16 protein-coding genes are annotated in these 17514 nt (G+C 41.8%); all 16 read left to right on the forward strand.

The window, feature by feature from the left end:
* Positions 1 to 2 precede the first annotated feature (2 nt).
* The 16 genes from PESP_RS01840 to PESP_RS01915 all read left to right on the forward strand — a co-directional run bounded on the left by PESP_RS01840 (position 3) and on the right by PESP_RS01915 (position 17513).
* Complete coding sequence (locus PESP_RS01840) at positions 3 to 905, forward strand: ExeA family protein (RefSeq protein WP_089346515.1); 903 nt, start codon at positions 3 to 5, stop codon at positions 903 to 905.
* Positions 902 to 2056 (forward strand): tetratricopeptide repeat protein, encoded by a 1155-nt coding sequence (locus PESP_RS01845; protein ID WP_089346516.1) that lies wholly within the window; start codon positions 902 to 904, stop codon positions 2054 to 2056. Before PESP_RS01840 ends, PESP_RS01845 begins: the two co-directional genes overlap by 4 nt.
* Entirely contained in the window at positions 2053 to 3780 is a 1728-nt protein-coding gene (locus tag PESP_RS01850) for a GspE/PulE family protein (RefSeq protein WP_089346517.1), read from the forward strand. The genes PESP_RS01845 and PESP_RS01850 overlap by 4 nt, the downstream gene beginning before the upstream one ends.
* Positions 3767 to 4984 carry a type II secretion system F family protein gene (locus PESP_RS01855; RefSeq protein ID WP_089346518.1) on the forward strand — a complete coding sequence of 406 codons (1218 nt, stop codon included), beginning with the start codon at positions 3767 to 3769 and terminating at the stop codon, positions 4982 to 4984. The genes PESP_RS01850 and PESP_RS01855 overlap by 14 nt, the downstream gene beginning before the upstream one ends.
* 5 nt (positions 4985 to 4989) lie before the next feature.
* Positions 4990 to 5574 (forward strand): agglutinin biogenesis protein MshB, encoded by a 585-nt coding sequence (locus PESP_RS01860; protein ID WP_089346519.1) that lies wholly within the window; start codon positions 4990 to 4992, stop codon positions 5572 to 5574.
* Positions 5575 to 5596: 22 nt separating this feature from the next.
* On the forward strand, positions 5597 to 6157 hold the full coding sequence (locus PESP_RS01865; protein WP_089346520.1) for a prepilin-type N-terminal cleavage/methylation domain-containing protein: 561 nt from the start codon (positions 5597 to 5599) through the stop codon (positions 6155 to 6157).
* A 9-nt stretch (positions 6158 to 6166) separates the two neighbouring features.
* The gene (locus tag PESP_RS01870; RefSeq protein ID WP_089346521.1) at positions 6167 to 6658 is read left to right on the forward strand and encodes a pilus assembly FimT family protein; all 492 of its coding nucleotides are present in this window, start codon (positions 6167 to 6169) and stop codon (positions 6656 to 6658) included.
* On the forward strand, positions 6645 to 7184 hold the full coding sequence (locus PESP_RS01875) for a prepilin-type N-terminal cleavage/methylation domain-containing protein (RefSeq protein WP_089346522.1): 540 nt from the start codon (positions 6645 to 6647) through the stop codon (positions 7182 to 7184). Before PESP_RS01870 ends, PESP_RS01875 begins: the two co-directional genes overlap by 14 nt.
* Positions 7184 to 8023, forward strand: a complete 840-nt coding sequence (locus tag PESP_RS01880; protein WP_089346523.1) for a PulJ/GspJ family protein — start codon at positions 7184 to 7186, stop codon at positions 8021 to 8023. Before PESP_RS01875 ends, PESP_RS01880 begins: the two co-directional genes overlap by 1 nt.
* Positions 8013 to 8498, forward strand: a complete 486-nt coding sequence (locus PESP_RS01885; RefSeq protein ID WP_245852121.1) for an agglutinin biogenesis protein MshP — start codon at positions 8013 to 8015, stop codon at positions 8496 to 8498. Before PESP_RS01880 ends, PESP_RS01885 begins: the two co-directional genes overlap by 11 nt.
* Positions 8495 to 12235 (forward strand): H-type lectin domain-containing protein, encoded by a 3741-nt coding sequence (locus PESP_RS01890; protein ID WP_089346525.1) that lies wholly within the window; start codon positions 8495 to 8497, stop codon positions 12233 to 12235. Before PESP_RS01885 ends, PESP_RS01890 begins: the two co-directional genes overlap by 4 nt.
* A 176-nt stretch (positions 12236 to 12411) precedes the next feature.
* Positions 12412 to 14451, forward strand: a complete 2040-nt coding sequence (locus PESP_RS01895; RefSeq protein WP_089346526.1) for an SUMF1/EgtB/PvdO family nonheme iron enzyme — start codon at positions 12412 to 12414, stop codon at positions 14449 to 14451.
* Between the two features lie 135 nt (positions 14452 to 14586).
* Positions 14587 to 15630 (forward strand): rod shape-determining protein, encoded by a 1044-nt coding sequence (locus PESP_RS01900; protein ID WP_002958401.1) that lies wholly within the window; start codon positions 14587 to 14589, stop codon positions 15628 to 15630.
* A complete protein-coding gene (gene mreC / locus PESP_RS01905; RefSeq protein ID WP_024032490.1) occupies positions 15630 to 16472 on the forward strand; it encodes a rod shape-determining protein MreC in 843 nt (280 codons plus the stop codon). The genes PESP_RS01900 and mreC overlap by 1 nt, the downstream gene beginning before the upstream one ends.
* Positions 16465 to 16944, forward strand: coding sequence for a rod shape-determining protein MreD (mreD, locus tag PESP_RS01910; protein WP_089346527.1), 480 nt, complete (start codon positions 16465 to 16467; stop codon positions 16942 to 16944). Before mreC ends, mreD begins: the two co-directional genes overlap by 8 nt.
* On the forward strand, positions 16944 to 17513 hold the full coding sequence (locus PESP_RS01915; protein WP_089346528.1) for a Maf family protein: 570 nt from the start codon (positions 16944 to 16946) through the stop codon (positions 17511 to 17513). Before mreD ends, PESP_RS01915 begins: the two co-directional genes overlap by 1 nt.
* Position 17514 lies beyond the last annotated feature (1 nt).

Here is a 17514-nt window from a genome sequence, read left to right on the forward strand (position 1 = left end):
CTATGTATTTAAGCTTTTTTAATTTAAGTGAAATGCCATTCACATTAACCCCTAACACTGAGTTCTTTTGTGCACTTGAGCCACATCATGAAGCTATGCAAGTGCTAACTACTGCGCTTGAGATGGGCGAGGGGTTTATAAAAGTGACGGGTGAAGTGGGTACCGGAAAAACCTTACTGTGTAGAAAACTCCTCAACCAAATTGAAGAGGATTACTTTGTTGCTTATTTACCTAACTCTTATTTAAGCCCTGAAGAGTTGCGCTGGGCAATTGCGGTAGAGCTAGGTATGGAAGTAGACAAAACTTTGGATCAGCAATCGTTAAGTCAGCAGATCAATCATTACTTATTAGAGCTACAAGAGGATAACGAACGGGTTGTATTGTTAATTGATGAAGCACAATGCTTGAGCTGGGAGACACTAGAAGCACTGCGATTATTTACTAACCTTGAAACCGAAACAGATAAGCTCATTCAAGTTGTTTTATTTGGCCAGCCGGAATTAGACGATAAACTCGCAAATAGTAAGGTTAGGCAATTGCGCCAACGAATTAGTTTTTCGTATTCACTGCGTGCTATGACCGCAAGTGAGGTTATTTATTATATTAACCACCGCTTGCAAGTTGCCGGGTTTAATCAGCCGCCACTGTTTTCTAATCGTTTAGGGCTAAAAATAGCACGTGCAAGCAGAGGGATCCCTCGCTTAGTTAATATTTTATGCCATAAAGTATTACTACAAGCCTATGGTGAAGGGCTTAATATAATCACATCACGACATATTCAGCTCGCAATTGCAGATACAGACGACTGTGCAAAATATCGTAGTAATCAGTATTGGGGCTACAGTGTGTTAGCAATTAGTGTATTTGTAATTGCTGCAATTTGGGTGTGGAGGCAGTGGTTATGAGTGTAATTAACACTATGCTAAAAAATATTGACCAGCGCCAAACAACGCACACGAATGAGCAGGCTGCAAGTGTTGCTATATCACCAGTGAGAGATTACCAAAGTGTGTTGTTTAAAGTATTAAGTGTTTTGCTTGCCTGCGTATTAATTATTGCTGCTTATATATATTTACCTGTTGCTCAGCCGCACAATAATTCAAATAAATTAATAGCTAATCCTGAACCTGGTAGTGAGCTAACAGTTGAAGCTCCTCAAACTAATGATGCCCAAAATGAAGTGGCTAAAGAGCCGGCTATTACACAAAGCATAAATACAGAAGCTCGTGTGCAAACAGAGCAAGTTGCTCGTTTAACGCCGCCTAAAAGTATCTCGGAGCCCGCTGCGTCAAGTAATAAAAGCATACAGCCTACGACTAGCGCTCAGCCTAAATTAAAAGCGGCTATCGAAGTGCCTACACCGGTTATAGCTAAAACAGCGCAAAAGCCGGCTAGTAATAGCCTTGAACGCGATGCGGATAGCCTAAAAAACACACCTTCAGATAACAAAATAGTTAAAGTGGCTAGCAAAAGGCAGAGCAAAGCACAGCTTATAGAGCAGCAGTTAACACAAGCCAAGCAAGCTTTGCAGTTTGCATTATATGATGATGCAATAAATGATTTATCCGCTATTTTAGCAAAAGCGCCTGAGCACATTGAAGCTCGTAATTTATTAGCTGCAACGTATTTTCAGCAGCAAGATGTGCTTATGGCTCAGCAGTTATTAGTGGCGGGGATTAAAATAAAACCAGAGGTTGTTCAGTGGCGGGTGATGCTCAGTAAAATTTTAATTATGCAGCAAGAGTACGAAGGGGTGCTTGCATTACTGGTTAATGAGTTAGAGCCACATGCTAATTTAGAGTTTTGGGTGTTAAAAGGCACAGCAGCACAAAATGCGCAGCAACATCAAGTAGCGTTAAATAGCTTTACCCAGCTTACGCAAATTCAGCCTCAGCAGGCTAAGTGGTGGCTTGCGTTGGCTACTTCTAAAGATGCGCTAGGGGAGTTTATTGATGCAAAACACCTTTATAAAGTTGCGCTTGATTTAGGTGGCTTAAATGCAGCAATGACTCAACATGCATTGCAGCGTTTAGTTGCGCTAAAGGAGGCAGCATGAGACCTAGTTTAAAAATGCGCTTAGGCGACTTGCTTGTTCACGAGCAAATGATTTCTGAAGCACAACTAAGCGAAGCGCTTAATGTTCAGGCTGCCTCAGGGCGTAAACTCGGCGCCACTTTAATTGCGCTTAATTTTATCAGTGAGCCGCAATTATTAAGATTTTTAGCACAGCAATTACAAATTCCGTTTTTAGATATTTCACAGCGTAAAATATCATCAGAAGTATCTAAATTACTCTCAGAGGTATACGCCAGGCGCTACAGAGCGCTTGTAATAGAAGACAATGGTGACTCTGTTTTAGTGGGGATGAGTGACCCCGCAGATTTAAGAGCGCTTGATCAATTAGCGCCCATGCTAGCGCCAAAACGCTTAGAGTTAGCCGTTGTGCAAGAAAGCCAGCTTATGGCTGCCTTTGATAATGTGTATCGACGCACCGAAGATATTACCAACTTTGCCGAAAAGCTACATGAAGAGTATGAGGATGTTGAAGAGTTTGACCTTAACTCTTTAGCTGACGAAACCTCTGATGCAACGGTTGTTAAGCTACTACAATCTATTTTTGAAGATGCCGTACAAGTTCGTGCGTCAGATATTCATATAGAGCCTGATGAAAGGCTACTGCGTATTCGCCAGCGAGTAGATGGTGTATTACAAGAGCACACGTTAAACCAAGTTAAAATTGCCTCTGCGTTAGTGCTCAGGCTTAAATTAATGTCAGGTTTAGACATATCAGAAAAACGTTTACCGCAAGATGGCCGCTTCAATATAAAAGTTCATACTCATAGTATTGATGTGCGTTTATCAACCATGCCAGTGCAATATGGTGAGTCGGTTGTTATGCGACTACTTGACCAGTCAGCTGGGCTTTTATCACTAGATGAAACCGGTATGCCGGTACATATTTTAAAGCGCTTGCGCAGCATTATAAAGCGCCCACATGGCATGGTACTAGTAACAGGCCCTACCGGCTCAGGTAAAACCACCACGTTATACGGCGCTTTAAGTGAGCTTAATCAACAAGAAAGCAAAATTATTACCGTAGAGGATCCTGTTGAATACCGCATTGGCCGTGTAAATCAGGTGCAAATAAACAACAAAATAGGCTTAAGTTTTGCCAGTGTTTTACGCACCACCCTAAGACAAGACCCCGATATTATTATGGTGGGGGAAATGCGTGACCAAGAAACCGTAGATATAGGTTTGAGGGCTGCATTAACAGGTCATTTGGTGCTTTCTACTTTGCATACCAATGATGCGATATCAAGTGCTATGCGCTTAATTGATATGGGAGCGCCGGCTTACCTCGTTGCGAGTTCATTACGCGCCATTATTGCTCAGCGCCTCGTAAGGCGAATTTGTCCAGAATGTAAAATCCCGTACCACCCTGATAAACAAGAGCAAAGCTGGCTCACTTATTTAGGTGAAAACCTAAGCAATACACAATTTTGGCGAGGACAAGGCTGTACCGCTTGTAATCATAGTGGTTACAAAGGCCGAGTAGGTATTTTTGAACTACTAGAAATGAACGATGCCATGATGGACGCACTGCGTAATAACGATACTCAGCAGTTTGCTGAAGCTGCCAAAAATAGCGCTAATTTTGCTCCGCTTTCATTTATGGCTTTAACTTACGCAAAGCAAGGGGTTACGTCGTTAGATGAGGTATTTAAAGTGGCTGAATATGTCCCCGAAATAGTAGGTGATGACGATGCAGCTATATAGTTATAAGGCTAAAGATGCCAAAGGTGCCTTGGTAAAAGGTCGCGTTGAAGCTAATAACCAAGCGGGCGTGGCCGACAGCTTACTAAAACGACAATACATACCTATTTCTATTTCGTTAGTTGAAACAAAAAATAATATTAAATTATTTGATAACTTGTTTAATGAAAAAATTAGCCTTGATGACATGATCATGTTTTCACGGCAAATGTACTCATTACTCAAGGCGGGTATTCCTATTATTAGAGCCATGGTTGGGCTGGCCGATACAACTCAAAATAAAGAGTTTAAAAGTGTTCTTCTTGAGGTTACACGTCAATTAGAGCAAGGCCGTGAGCTCTCTAGTGCGTTAGCTATACACAATAAAATATTTAGTCGCTTAACTATTTCTATGGTGAAAGTAGGTGAAGGATCGGGGCGCTTAGAAGATGCCTTTTATCAACTGGCCATTTACTTTGAAAAAGAGCAAGAAACCCGTAAACGCATTAAAGCGGCTATGCGTTACCCTACTTTTGTAATTTTAGCGCTATTTGTTGCCATGATCATTTTAAACATTTTTGTGATCCCGACATTTGCCAGCATGTTTGAAAAGTTCGATGCCGAACTCCCCCTAATGACACAAATACTTATAGGTACGAGCAACTTTTTTGTTAACTACTGGTGGTTACTTGCGCTTTTGTGTGTGGGCGGGGTAATTGGTTGGCGACGTTATTTAAATACCAGCGCTGGGCGCTTTAAATGGGATCAACATAAGTTAAAAATTCCATTTGTGGGTGATATTTTAAAGCGCACCTTACTTGGCCGCTATAGCCAAAGCTTAGCCATGGTATTGCGCTCGGGTGTGCCGATGACGACAGGGCTCTCATTAACGGCGCACGCTGTAGATAATAGCTACATGGAAAAAGCCATTATTACTATGCGTCAAGATATAGAAAAAGGCGACAGCTTATTGCGGGCTTCTAGAAGCAGTGAGTTATTTTCGCAGCTTGTTTTGCAAATGGTGGCAGTAGGTGAAGAAACGGGCCGTGTTGATGAATTATTACAAGAGGCTGCTGATTTTTATGAGCGAGAAGTTGATTACGACTTACGTAGTTTAACAGCAAAAATAGAGCCTATTTTAACGGTATTTGTTGCCATTATGGTGCTTATTTTAGCGCTAGGTATATTTATGCCAATGTGGAACATGATGTCGGCAATTAAAGGGTAACTAACGTGGGTAGCCTACGAGCGCGCTCAGCAGGTTTTTCGTTATTTGAACTCGTTTTAGTGGTGGCTTTACTGGCAGTTATTATGGTTTTTGCTATACCTCAATACATAGGGATTAAAAATCAAGCACATAGTGCCAGTGTAGATGTAGTTGCTGGTGGTTTTGCCTCAGCGCTTTCAATGGTACGCGGGCAGTGGGAGCTAGAGGGGCGACCTAAAGGCGCTAATTATACAACGCATATTAATTACGGAGGTGTCATTGTTGGCGTTGATGGGGAGAGAGGCACACCAACAAGTGATAAAACAATAAAAGTAGACACGCGCGCGAGTGCAATGAATGCAAAGCAGTGCCAGCAAGTATTAAATGTAATTTTACAAGACGCGCCTTCAAGCACGTTAAGTAATGAGATTTCAACAATAACGAAGGTGAGCTTTTTAGTACGTTACAACGCAAAAAAATCGCAATGTATCTATTATTTAACTCATCACTTAAATACTGAAAACATACCTATTGATGGCGCTGTAATGGCTAAACAAGTAGGTTTTTCGTACTTTCCTATAACGGGCAAAGTGCATACTTTTAAAAACTAAGTAATTAGAAAGAGGCTTACTTATGAAAACGCAGTCAATAAATAAACCAATCAACATGCAAGCGGGTTTTACGCTCGTTGAACTTATCATTGTAATCGTGATTTTAGGGATTTTAGCAGTAACCGCCGCCCCTCGGTTTTTAAACCTACAAGGTGATGCGAATGCTTCCACACTTGAAGGCTTACAAGGCTCAATTCGAAGCGGTATGAACATTGTCAATGGTAAGTCTATTATCGCAAGCAACCATAAAAAAGCGACTGCAACGGTGACTGTTGATACTGGCGATGCAGTAGCTACTGTTTATGGCTACCCTGCGGCGACAGAAGCAGCCTTTGAGGCTTTTTTAGATGTTGACTTTGCGGATGGTAGCGCTGATGCAGATGGCACTGCTGACACTGTTGACTCAAAAGACTTTAATATAGATGCAACCACCACAGCGGGTACCGCTGTTATCTATCCAAATAGTTATGTAGCTGGAGATAACTGCCGTATTGAATATACACAAGCTGCAGATGCAAACGATGGAACTCCACCTGTGTCTGTTACACCTCCAACTGTTACGCTTATTACTAGCGGGTGTTAATTTATATAAATGAATAGCAGTAGTAATCAACGATTGCGTGGCTTCACTCTTGTTGAATTAATTATTACCTTAGTTATTTTGGGCATACTGTCGGTAACGGCAGTGCCCAAATTTCTGGGCAGTTCAACAGAAGATGCATACGCGTATCGAGATAGGCTATTAAATGCTCTGCGCACAGTGCAATTACGCGCTATGCAAAACACCGCAACAACCAGCTGCCACACCCTGTATATATCAACAACATTAGTGGCAGGGCCCGAGCCTGGTGCGTGTACTGGGGGCGCAAGCACCAATAACAGTGAGCACTTAGTAGTACAAATAAATACCCAGCGTAGTGATGTACGTTTTAATGCATTAGATAGTAATGCCAATGTGTTTACACAAATTAGCTTTGATCCATTGGGCCGAGTAGATCAAAACTGCACCGTGCAATGTAAAATTGATATTGATTTGGCTGCTGTTTGTATTAGTGGCGAAGGGCTTATTTATGCCTGCCCTTAAACAGCGTGGCTTTACTTTAATTGAGTTAATTATTGGCATTGTCATGTTTGCTATTGCGCTCAGCATTATTACAGCTCTTATTGCGCCGCAAGCTAAGCAAAGCGCTGCGCCTATTATAGCTTTAAGGGCTTCAGAACTTGGCCAAGCATTAATGAATGAAATGCTTGGGAAGTCATTTGATGAACATAGTGAACGTTCCCCACCATTTAGACGCTGCTCCGAAACCAGTTTAGGCGCACAGCCATGTAGCTTAACTTCTGAGCTAGGCGCAGATAATACTGAAGTACGCTCAAATTTTAACGACGTGGATGATTACATCGCGCTTACAGGCCAGCCAATTAGCGATAGTTTAGGAAATACATTAGTGCCATATGCTGACTTTTCGCTTTCTGTACAAGTCCAATACGACAGCGACTTAAACCAAGCTACTAATAACGATGGCGTTGCCTTTAAACGAATTACCATTGAAGTAACTTCACCCTTAGGTGAGGTGTATGGTTTTAGTGCATACAAAGGTAATTACTAATGTATTACGCTAAAAACAAATATGGGTTTACTTTAGTTGAGTTGTTACTAGTAATGGTCATCATTGGTATTTTAGCGGTAACTTCATTTTCGTTTATTGGCGCTGGATTTAATATTTATAATCAAGGTGTAAAGCGCCAAGAAGCAGTTGCACAAAGTCGCTTTATTTTAACAAGATTAAGTAAAGAGCTTCGCCATGCAACACCTAACTCACTGCGCTTAAGCTGCGATAATGTCAGTAATGGCGCGTGTAGTGCACAGCAATGTTTAGAATTTACGCCTTTTTTATCAGCCACTCATTACACTAATTACTTACCCACTACGGCACCTTTTAATGTTAGCGCTGTAAACTTTGCGCTTAATAACCTTAGTGAGCCACAAGTAAACGATTGGGTTAGCATTTACCCGCTTAGTAGTCGTGATATTTACGATGAGGCCCAAAATAAGCGCTTACAAGTTAGCAGTTACTCTGCTTTAACGAGTGAGCTTGATACATGGCAATTTAGCAAAGCATTTGCACAAGAGTCGCCTAGTAAGCGTCTTTATTTACTAAGCCAACCAGTGAGCTTTTGTATTGAGGGGAGTTCACTTTATCGCTATAGCGGCTACGGCTTTTACACAAGCCAATTAAACGCTGCTAGCTTACAGGTGTTAGCAGGTGTAAAGCGCGACTTAATGAGTAACTATATTTCTAATGATTTAACAGCGAGGCTATTTTTTACCCTAGGGAATATTACATTGGAGCGCAGTGCAGTGGTTAATATATATGCGCAAATGGGGTTTAACGATACTGAACAAATGAGTATCAGCCATGAGGTACATGTCCCCAATGTTCCATAATAGAAAAACAGTAACGCCTGCTAAAAAGCAGCAAGGTAATTTACTCATTATTTCGTTGGTTATTATAGTGGCTCTACTCGCATTAGGGCTTGGACTTTCTAAAGTATTATCAGGGGCGGCGCAGCAAAATACGATTGAATATTATGGAGCCCGCGCTTATATGGCTGCCCAAAGCGGCTTAGAAACGGGTTTAAGCGAAATATTTGCCTTAAATAGTGCAGCGCAAAGGTGCAATGCTGTGACCACTAACCGAGCGTTTCAAACTACTTATTTACAAAATTGCTCTGTGCAAGTTAGTTGTAGTGAATACATAGATTTGCCCGATACCAGTACGCGTTCTGGCACGGTAAATATTTACTACTTACAAAGTGCAGCAACGTGTGCAGCGAATGACTGCGCTGCAGGGGCAGCTTGCCAAAAAGAGTATTGGCAAACACAAAGAACTTTGAGCGTGGAGGCCAAAACATTACCATGAAAAAATACTTTTGGTTGAGCTTATGCTTGTTGAGCCTGTTAGGTAGTTATAGGGTATTTGCTGTATTACCTAAAATTGAAGGGCGCTTTATAGAGCTGCAAGATACATATACCTCACCGGTTTGGACAAAAATAAATTTTCAGCAGCAATATATAACGCCGCCAGCTGTGTTTATGCTTTCGACCAACCAAGGTGGAAACCCAGCCATTGTAAGAATACGCAATGTGACCACTACAGGATTTGAGGCTCTGCCGTTAGAGCCTTCAGGAGAGGATGGTGAGCACATTACAATGGGGGCACATTATTTAGCTGTTGAATACGGCGTACATGAATTTCCCGATGGCACCATTATGGAAGTTGGCAGCACTGATCTAATGTTAGAGCTGCAATATGGTTCTAAATCAGGTTTTGCACCATTAACGCCACAGGGTTATAAATCACTTACTTTTGCACAACCGTTCGCTGTAAGGCCAAATTTTTTTCATTCTTTACAAACCTTAAATAGTTTAGATAGCAACCCACCATCACAAGCGTTAGTCCCCTTTTTGACTGTAGCGGTAGAAACAGGGAGTTTATCAACTACGGGAGTAAACATAGCATTAGAAGCCTCCGAAACGGCTTTGGGTATTATTGAAAATGAAACCGTAGCATACCTAGCAGTAGAGCCTGGCAGTAATCGTTCATTTTTAGATGACAGCGGCGCTGAAGTTAGTTGGGAAAGTTTTTTTACCGGATTTGAAGTGGATGGCTGGAATGATGGATGTAACTTTTTTAGTTTTACTAATGACTTTGATGTAGCCCCATTAGTTGTTGCGAGTAAAAACTCGCGCTTAGAGGAAGATGGTGGCTGGTTACGCAGCTGTAACTTACGAACAGACCGCTTAGGTATCGTTGTTGATGAGGACCGAAACGCGGATAACGAACGTACTCATGTAAAAGAAGAAGCTTCTATTCTTGCCATGACCAGCACCTTTGTTCTAAATGGCAGCGTATTAAGCTGTGACCGATTATTCCCTGGAGCCATTGCTACATACAATAATGGGGAAGTGCAGTTAGTTCAGGGCGTTGAAGTAACAGATAATAATGGCCAGTTTATTACCACAACAAGCTTAATTGCCACGGCGCTGACAAACCCGCCTTTGTGTAATGGGCAAAGTTGTTTAGCCAGTGGTCAAAACTCTTTAGACCCTAATGAGGCCTCTCAAGTCCCCACAGTTACAAATGATGGCAGCTCAACCGGCGATGTCCCCGTGACATTGGCTGGCGATTACTTTTACGACGCATTGCAATTAAGTATGTTAGAAGATACTTATAAAGTAGCAGCCCCAACTCGTATATTTTTAAAAGATACATCATCGTTAATATCTACCTCCTTTTTAAATATTGGTAAAACTAATATCGATGTTGCTAATGGCGCTTACTTGGCAATTTATGTTGATGGAGCTGTCGCTATAGCGGCTGATGCCAATATTGCAGCGTATATTGTTGCTACTGGTGAAGTAAGAATTGCTCAAAATGTCACTTATCAAGGCTCTATTACCTCTGGTACACAAGTGATTACCGAAGGCAGCTCAACTTTTGATGCCTTGACTGTACCAGACAATATTCCGGGGTTTTGCGGCATTTTTACACCTGTATCGCTTGATCATTACCGACTATCGTTAAGTGACAATCAAGGTTTAACATGCGAAGCAAAAGAAATGACCCTCACAGCCTGTGCTAACGATGCGTGCGATTTATTGTTTGATGAACCAACAGCACTTAACCTCTCACCCGATAATAACGGGCAACAGAGCTGGGTAACAGGCGAAAATATTACCTTTACAGGCTCTGCAATTATAGAGCTGGCAAAACGTACAACAGGTACTGCTACGCTTGGTTATAATACCGCAGACCCTTCTGCACCGCTGCGTTGTTATATAGGAGGTAATAACGTGGGGTTAGGTGGCTGTAAGGTGGTTTTTGCTGATGCAGGATTTATTTTTAATAACGAAACGGCCAATACCACAGGTATTCCCACTCAATTATCGGGTAAGCCTTCAGATGTAGGTTTTAATGCCGCTAGGTTATCCATTCAAGCAGTAAAAACAAATACTACCACAGGGGTATGTGAAGCTGCATTTCCTGCAGGTGGGGAGGTAGATTTAGACCTTGCGTATACGTGTAGTGCAGGTGCTAGCTGCTCAGACCCAGTCGCGCTTAGTAATAGCGGCAATACACATAATGTGCAGCAAGCTTATCAAACATTTCCGCTTACATTTGATCAAGACTCCAAGGCGCTTATTGCAATTAACTATCCCGATGCAGGTAAGTTAAGCTTAAATGCTCGAACAAATATAGTGCTAGACCCTGTAACTAACTTATCGGTGAGTTTAACAGGCAGCTCAAACGAATATGTTGTAAAGCCATTTGGCTTAGCGATGCAGGTTGCCAGTGATGGGTATGCAGAAACTGCAAATGATAGCTTATTTAGGCTCACTGGTGAGTCGTTCGATTTAAAAATGAATGCGGTGCAGTGGCTTGCTGGGCAAGATAACAATAGCGACGGTATCCCTGATAACTACAATAGTATTCATAGTAATCCTATTGCTAAACACTTTATTAGCGAAGCGCCTTTAGTTACTAGCAGTTTGCAATTACCAACTCCCGGAAATGAAGGGCAACTAGCAGCATTGGCAACAAATGCGTTTGCTGATACGGGTAGCTTGAGTGAATCTATATCGCAATACGCTTATGACCAGGTTGGCATTATAAACTTATTTTCTGGGTTACAAGATGCTGATTACTTTGGTGTAGGTGATGTAAACGGGCAGCTCAGTAATGTTGGCCGGTTTGCCCCTTCGCACTATCAAGTATTGGGTATCCAAGCTTCTGCACAATGTACACAACTAGGCAGTCATTTAACCTATTTAGATCAGCCCTTCGAACTTGGCTTTACCGTACAAGCACTCAATCAAAATAACCAAGTAATGGTTAATTATAAAAATGGTTTTGAAAAAGCGCAGGTGCAGGTAAACGCTGAGAACAATCAGGCGGGCAATTATATACCGGCAAGCACGTTAACAAGCAGATTGTCTAGTATAGGTAGTAACAGTTGGAATAGTGCATCTGATGGGCAGTGGCAAATGAGCGAGCTAAATACCATACTCACACGGTTAGCTATAAATAACCCCGATGGCCCATTTAGCATGGTCAATTTAATGGCAACAGTATCTAACATAGAAGGAGCTACTTTAATTGACGCGAATGATGAACCTAATACACAAGCAAGCTGTGGTAGTAATTGTAATAGTGTGCGTTTAAACGCTGTACCAATAGATTTTAGGTTTGGTCGTTTAGCATTAGGTAATAATGCAGGCTCTGATTTGGACCCACTACTTGTGCCTATGCAGGCTCAATACTTTAATGGCAGTGGTTTTGTGCTAAATACTGAAGATAACTGCAGCGTGTTTGAACACCCAAAAATAACGCAAATATCACCTTCAACTCCTGTATTGAATTATGACTATGGGTTAGGTGCAGCAGGCACATTAGAAACCGGAAGCTACCCAGCTAACAACGCTATTTATGCCCAGCCTAATGGAGCGGGTACTTTTACATTAGAGTACGAAACTCAAAATTGGCTAAAATGGGACTGGCTTGGCGATAATTCGCAGCTCGATCCACATGCCATTTTACAATTTGGTCGCTTTAGAGGAAATGATCGGGTTATTTACTGGCGTGAAACAAGGGAATAGTTGTAAACTAAGATAATAATTGAACAAAGCTTGTGTTTTGTGCTTCAAGTACATAGCATAAGGCATTGGGTGTATTGATTTTTGGTGGTTGAAAAATGTTCAGCTTGCAAAAGTGAGTACACTCTAATAAATAATAATAACGACCAAATAATTGCCGCTTTTTGGGACTGGAATATATGCGAATTGCTCCTTTATCTCTGTTAATTTCCGCTAGTTTGTTAGCTAGTAGTGCATTTGCACAAGACACTGCAACAGTAACTGGAATTGAATCAGAGATTAGTATTAAACAAACAGAATACGATAACTCGACACAAATACTTGAAAAACACTTAAAAGAAGAAAGTCAGTTACAAAGTCAACTAGAACTACTTCGTTCTCGCTCAACTGAGCTAGATAAAGAGAAAAACCAAGCGCTTGATGCGATGAACGAAATGTACCGACGTTTGATTGATGATCCTACGCTTGATATTAGTGCTGCTCAATCGCGCTATCAAAAAGCCGTAGTTGATCACAAGCAAAACAAAGACGACATCTCAATGCAGTTGGCGGCAATTGCATCTCATCGTAAAGATATAGAGCAAATTCGTGTTGCAAAACATACGCTTTTAAACACCTTAGAAAGCTTAAAAGAGCAATTAACTACAGCAAGAGTAGAGCGTTTACGTAACGAGTTTACCCGCGAAGGTACGCTTGAAGTAAATCATACTATTAACTGTAAGCGCACAGAAACGCTAGCGGCGTGTGAGCAACGTGGACAACAAATGGGCTTACAAAAAGCGACTAAGCGTTTTGTAGACCAAATATTTGCCAACCTAACAGAAGAGCGCATTGTAGAGCCAAAGCGTAATATGGCGGGCGCTCAAGTACAAATTTTAAGTAGCCATGTAGTTAACAGCGCATTTAGCGGCCAAGGTAATTACAACGTTAATTTAAGTGTAACGATGCGTGGTGAAGTAAACAGCAGCCGTTTGTGTAACTTATTAAGCGTTGATAACCGTTATTGTTCTGAATATGGTTCACCATTGGCAACTACATATCAACCTGCTTATGGAACAACCTACTCTGATAGTCAGTTAACATTCAGCAACGCCGCGGATAATACCGACACTGTGTCTGTGTCGCGTTTAAATAAGCAGCCAGTAAGAGATTACTCAGTTAAGGCGGCGCCAACAAAAAAAAGCTACCCAAGTATTTTAAATAAACCTCAGGATCAACAAGTTGAGTTAACACTTCGCTCAAACGTGTACGATGATGAAGTTTTTATTGATGGGGTTAGTTTTGGCTCTACGCGCTTAGTAACTCGTTTACCGCGTGGTGTGCATAACGTAGAAATTCGCAAATTGGGCTATAAGCCTTATCAAGTGAGAGTCGATTTATCAAAAGCGCAGACTATTCATGCTAATTTAGTAAAAAAGTCTGAGTCGATTGCTGCACCGGCTTACACTCGCGAGCAACCAAAATCTGCAAGTCGTACTGCTAGTACTACGCGTAGCGCAAACGTACAAAGCAATGTTGTCGTTGTGCCCGCTGGTAAATTTAAAATGGGCGATATTAACGGCAATGGCTTAGCAAACGAGCGACCAGTAATTGAAAAAGTAATTGCTAGCTCGTTTGCAATGCAAACAAAAGAAGTAACCGTAGGGGCTTATGAGTCATTTGTAGCAAGTACAGGTTATAAAACACAAGCAGAGCAAAGCAAAGGGTGTGCGTATTACTTAAATGGCGAACCAGTATGGGAAGCTAATTTAAACTGGCGTAACCCAGGCTTTGAACAAAGTAGCGATTTTCCTGCTGTGTGTTTAACGTTTAATGATGCCAAAGCTTATGCAGAGTGGCTATCTGGCGAAACAGGTCAGCAATACCGTTTACCTAATGAGGTAGAGTGGGAATATGCAGCACGTGCAGGCACAGAAACAGAATACCCTTGGGGTAACGAAATAGGTAAAAACTTAGCTAACTGTGGTTGGTGTGGTAGCGAATGGTCAAACAAACGTGCAGCACCGGTTGGTTCTTTTTCTCCTAACGCATTTGGATTATACGACACCGTAGGCAATGTGTGGGAATGGACAGCTAAAGAGTCAGGCGAATCTGATGTAGCAGTAAGAGGCGGTGCGTGGAACTTTGCGCCAAGCCTTGCGCGTGCTTCAACACGATTAATTTTAGCGCCAGATTTTAGATCTAACTACATTGGCTTTCGCTTAGTCCGCGAACGATAGCATTAACGAAGGAAGCCTAGCTTCCTTTTTTCACAATTTAACAAAGGTAGCTGTGCTTTATATTGCTCATCTAATGAAGCATGTTAAAGTGAGTGCAGCTAACATAAGAACGTATTTCAAAGGTCATCCAGCCTCATGTTTAAAAAACTCCGTGGTATTTTTTCAAACGATCTATCGATCGACTTGGGTACAGCCAATACCCTTATTTATGTAAAAGAAGAAGGTATTGTACTTAACGAGCCTTCAGTAGTCGCTATTCGTCAAGAACGTGCTGGTGGACCTAAAAGTGTTGCGTCTGTAGGTACAGAAGCAAAGCAAATGTTAGGCCGTACTCCAGGTAATATTAAAGCGATTCGCCCGATGAAAGACGGCGTAATTGCCGATTTTTATGTAACTGAAAAAATGTTACAACACTTCATCAAGCAAGTGCATAACAACAACTTTATGCGTCCAAGCCCACGCGTACTTATTTGTGTACCGTGTGGTGCTACTCAGGTAGAAAAACGCGCTATACGCGAATCTGCAATGGGCGCCGGCGCGCGTGAAGTTTACTTAATTGAAGAGCCAATGGCTGCGGCAATTGGTGCAGGTTTACCTGTATCTGAAGCAACTGGTTCTATGGTTGTTGATATTGGTGGCGGTACCACAGAAGTGGCTATTATTTCACTAAACGGTGTTGTTTACTCATCGTCTGTGCGTATTGGTGGCGACAAGTTTGATGAAGCCATTATCAATTATGTACGCCGTAATTTTGGTAGCTTAATTGGTGAAGCAACAGCTGAAAATATTAAGCACCAAATAGGGTCTGCTTTTAAAACAGATGAACCAATTGAAATAGAAGTTCGCGGCCGTAACTTAGCTGAAGGTGTTCCTCGCTCATTTACGCTTAACTCGCACGAAATATTAGAAGCCCTACAAGAGCCACTAATGGGCATTGTAAGTGCAGTAATGGTTGCACTAGAGCAATCGCCACCAGAGCTTGCGTCAGACATTTCAGCTCATGGCATGGTATTAACTGGCGGTGGCGCACTATTAAAAGATTTAGATCGTTTATTAATGGAAGAAACAGGCATTCCTGTGGTTGTTGCCGACGACCCTCTTACGTGTGTAGCACGTGGCGGCGGTAAAGCACTTGAAATGATTGATGTTCATGGTGGTGACGTTTTTAGTTACGATTAATGAAATTACTGTTTGGACAAACCATCTCTTTGCAGCTGCGACTTTTTGTCGCAGTGCTTTTGAGCATAGTACTCATTGCGGGCGATAAGTTTACACAAGGCGGTACGGTTGTACGTACGAGCCTTAACACCCTTGTTAGCCCATTAATTTACGTTGCAAACCTGCCTTACGAAATATTTAGCTTAGGTGCTAAAAGCCTGCATACCCGCGATCAACTATTAAGTGAAAACGAAGCGCTGAAAAAAAAGCAAATGCTGCAAAGCGAACAGCTACAGCAGTATCAGTTTTTAGCCCGTGAAAATCAAAAACTGCGTGCCTTACTTGGCTCATCTGCCAAGCAATCTAACCGTAAAAAAATAGCACAAGTGTTATCTGTTCATTCAAACCCATACAGTCATCAGGTAGTTATTAACCGTGGTACAACCGACGGCTTAAGCGAAGGCCAAGCTGTAATAGACGAAATGGGTGTAGTGGGGCAGCTAACAAAAGTAGGTTCAACTACCTCACGTGTTTTACTCATGACCGACACTACACACGCTACACCTGTTCGTATACTTCGAAACGATGTACGTACTGTGGTAGAAGGCATAGGCAAAATTAATGTGGTTAAGCTTTCGCATGTGCCGCATAGTTTAGATGTACGCATTGGCGATGTATTAGTTACATCAGGCCTAGGAGGAACCTTCCCTGAAGGTTACCCCGTTGCTGTTGTTACTGAAATTAACCGCGATGAAGGCCGCCCGTTTGCGCAAGTATTTGCCGAGCCAATTGCACAGTTAGACCGAATTCGTCTACTGGTTATTTTATGGCGCAATCAACAGGAGCAAATCAGCGATGATTAGCCGTTATTCATTGTTAATTGCCCTAAGCATATTTTTTGCTTTAATAATGGCGTTAATGCCATTGCCTTTTTCGTTTGAACCTTTCAGGCCAGATTGGGTGTTACTTGTATTAATGTACTGGTCTTTAGCTGTACCACACAGGCTAAATATAGGCACAGCATGGGTAGTTGGTTTATTAATGGATTTAGCTTTAGGCTCGCCGCTTGGGGTTAACTCACTCACCTATTCAATTTGTATTTTTGTTACTGCAAGCAACTTTCAAAAAATTCGCAACTTTTCGCTTTGGCAGCAAAGCTTATTAGTTGGATTATTTTTAACCTTGTACCACCTAATGCAATTTTGGCTAAATCACTTTTTATTGGGCGTTTATTTTAACCCACAATATTTATGGCCAGTTGCTACCGGAATGGTTAGCTGGTTTTGGGTATTTTTACTTCTTCGCAAATACCGCAGACATTTTAGGATCAGGTAATGACAACCGCAGTATATTTGGCATCAGCTTCCCCTCGTCGTAAAGAGCTGTTAAGCCAGTTAGGCATTGAGTTTGAACAATTTAGTGTAGATGCTGACGAAACCCCACTTGTTAATGAACAGCCGCATGCTTTAGTAGAGCGTTTAGCACGCTTAAAAGCCCAAAGTGGTGTAGCTCTTGGATATACCGACCGCCCTGTGCTTGGTAGCGACACTATAGTGGTAATAGATAATGAGTCTTTGGGTAAGCCGCGCGATAAAAACGATTTTACTACTACATTAAAGCGTTTATCAGGTAACACACACCAAGTGCTGACAGCTGTGGCCTTTGCTACACAAACTGATGTACTAAGCTGTGTAGTGAGTACCGATGTAACCTTTAAAACACTCACAGATGAAGAAATAGCAGCCTATTGGGAATCTGGTGAGCCGCAAGACAAAGCCGGTGGTTATGGCATTCAAGGTTTAGGTGGGCGCTTTGTAACACATATTGCAGGTAGCTATTTTGCCGTTGTAGGCTTACCTTTATACGAGACCGAACAATTATTACAAGCATTCTTAAGAAGGTAAC

The sequence above is a fragment of the Pseudoalteromonas espejiana DSM 9414 genome (genome assembly GCF_002221525.1).
Classification (GTDB): Bacteria; Pseudomonadota; Gammaproteobacteria; order Enterobacterales; family Alteromonadaceae; genus Pseudoalteromonas; species Pseudoalteromonas espejiana.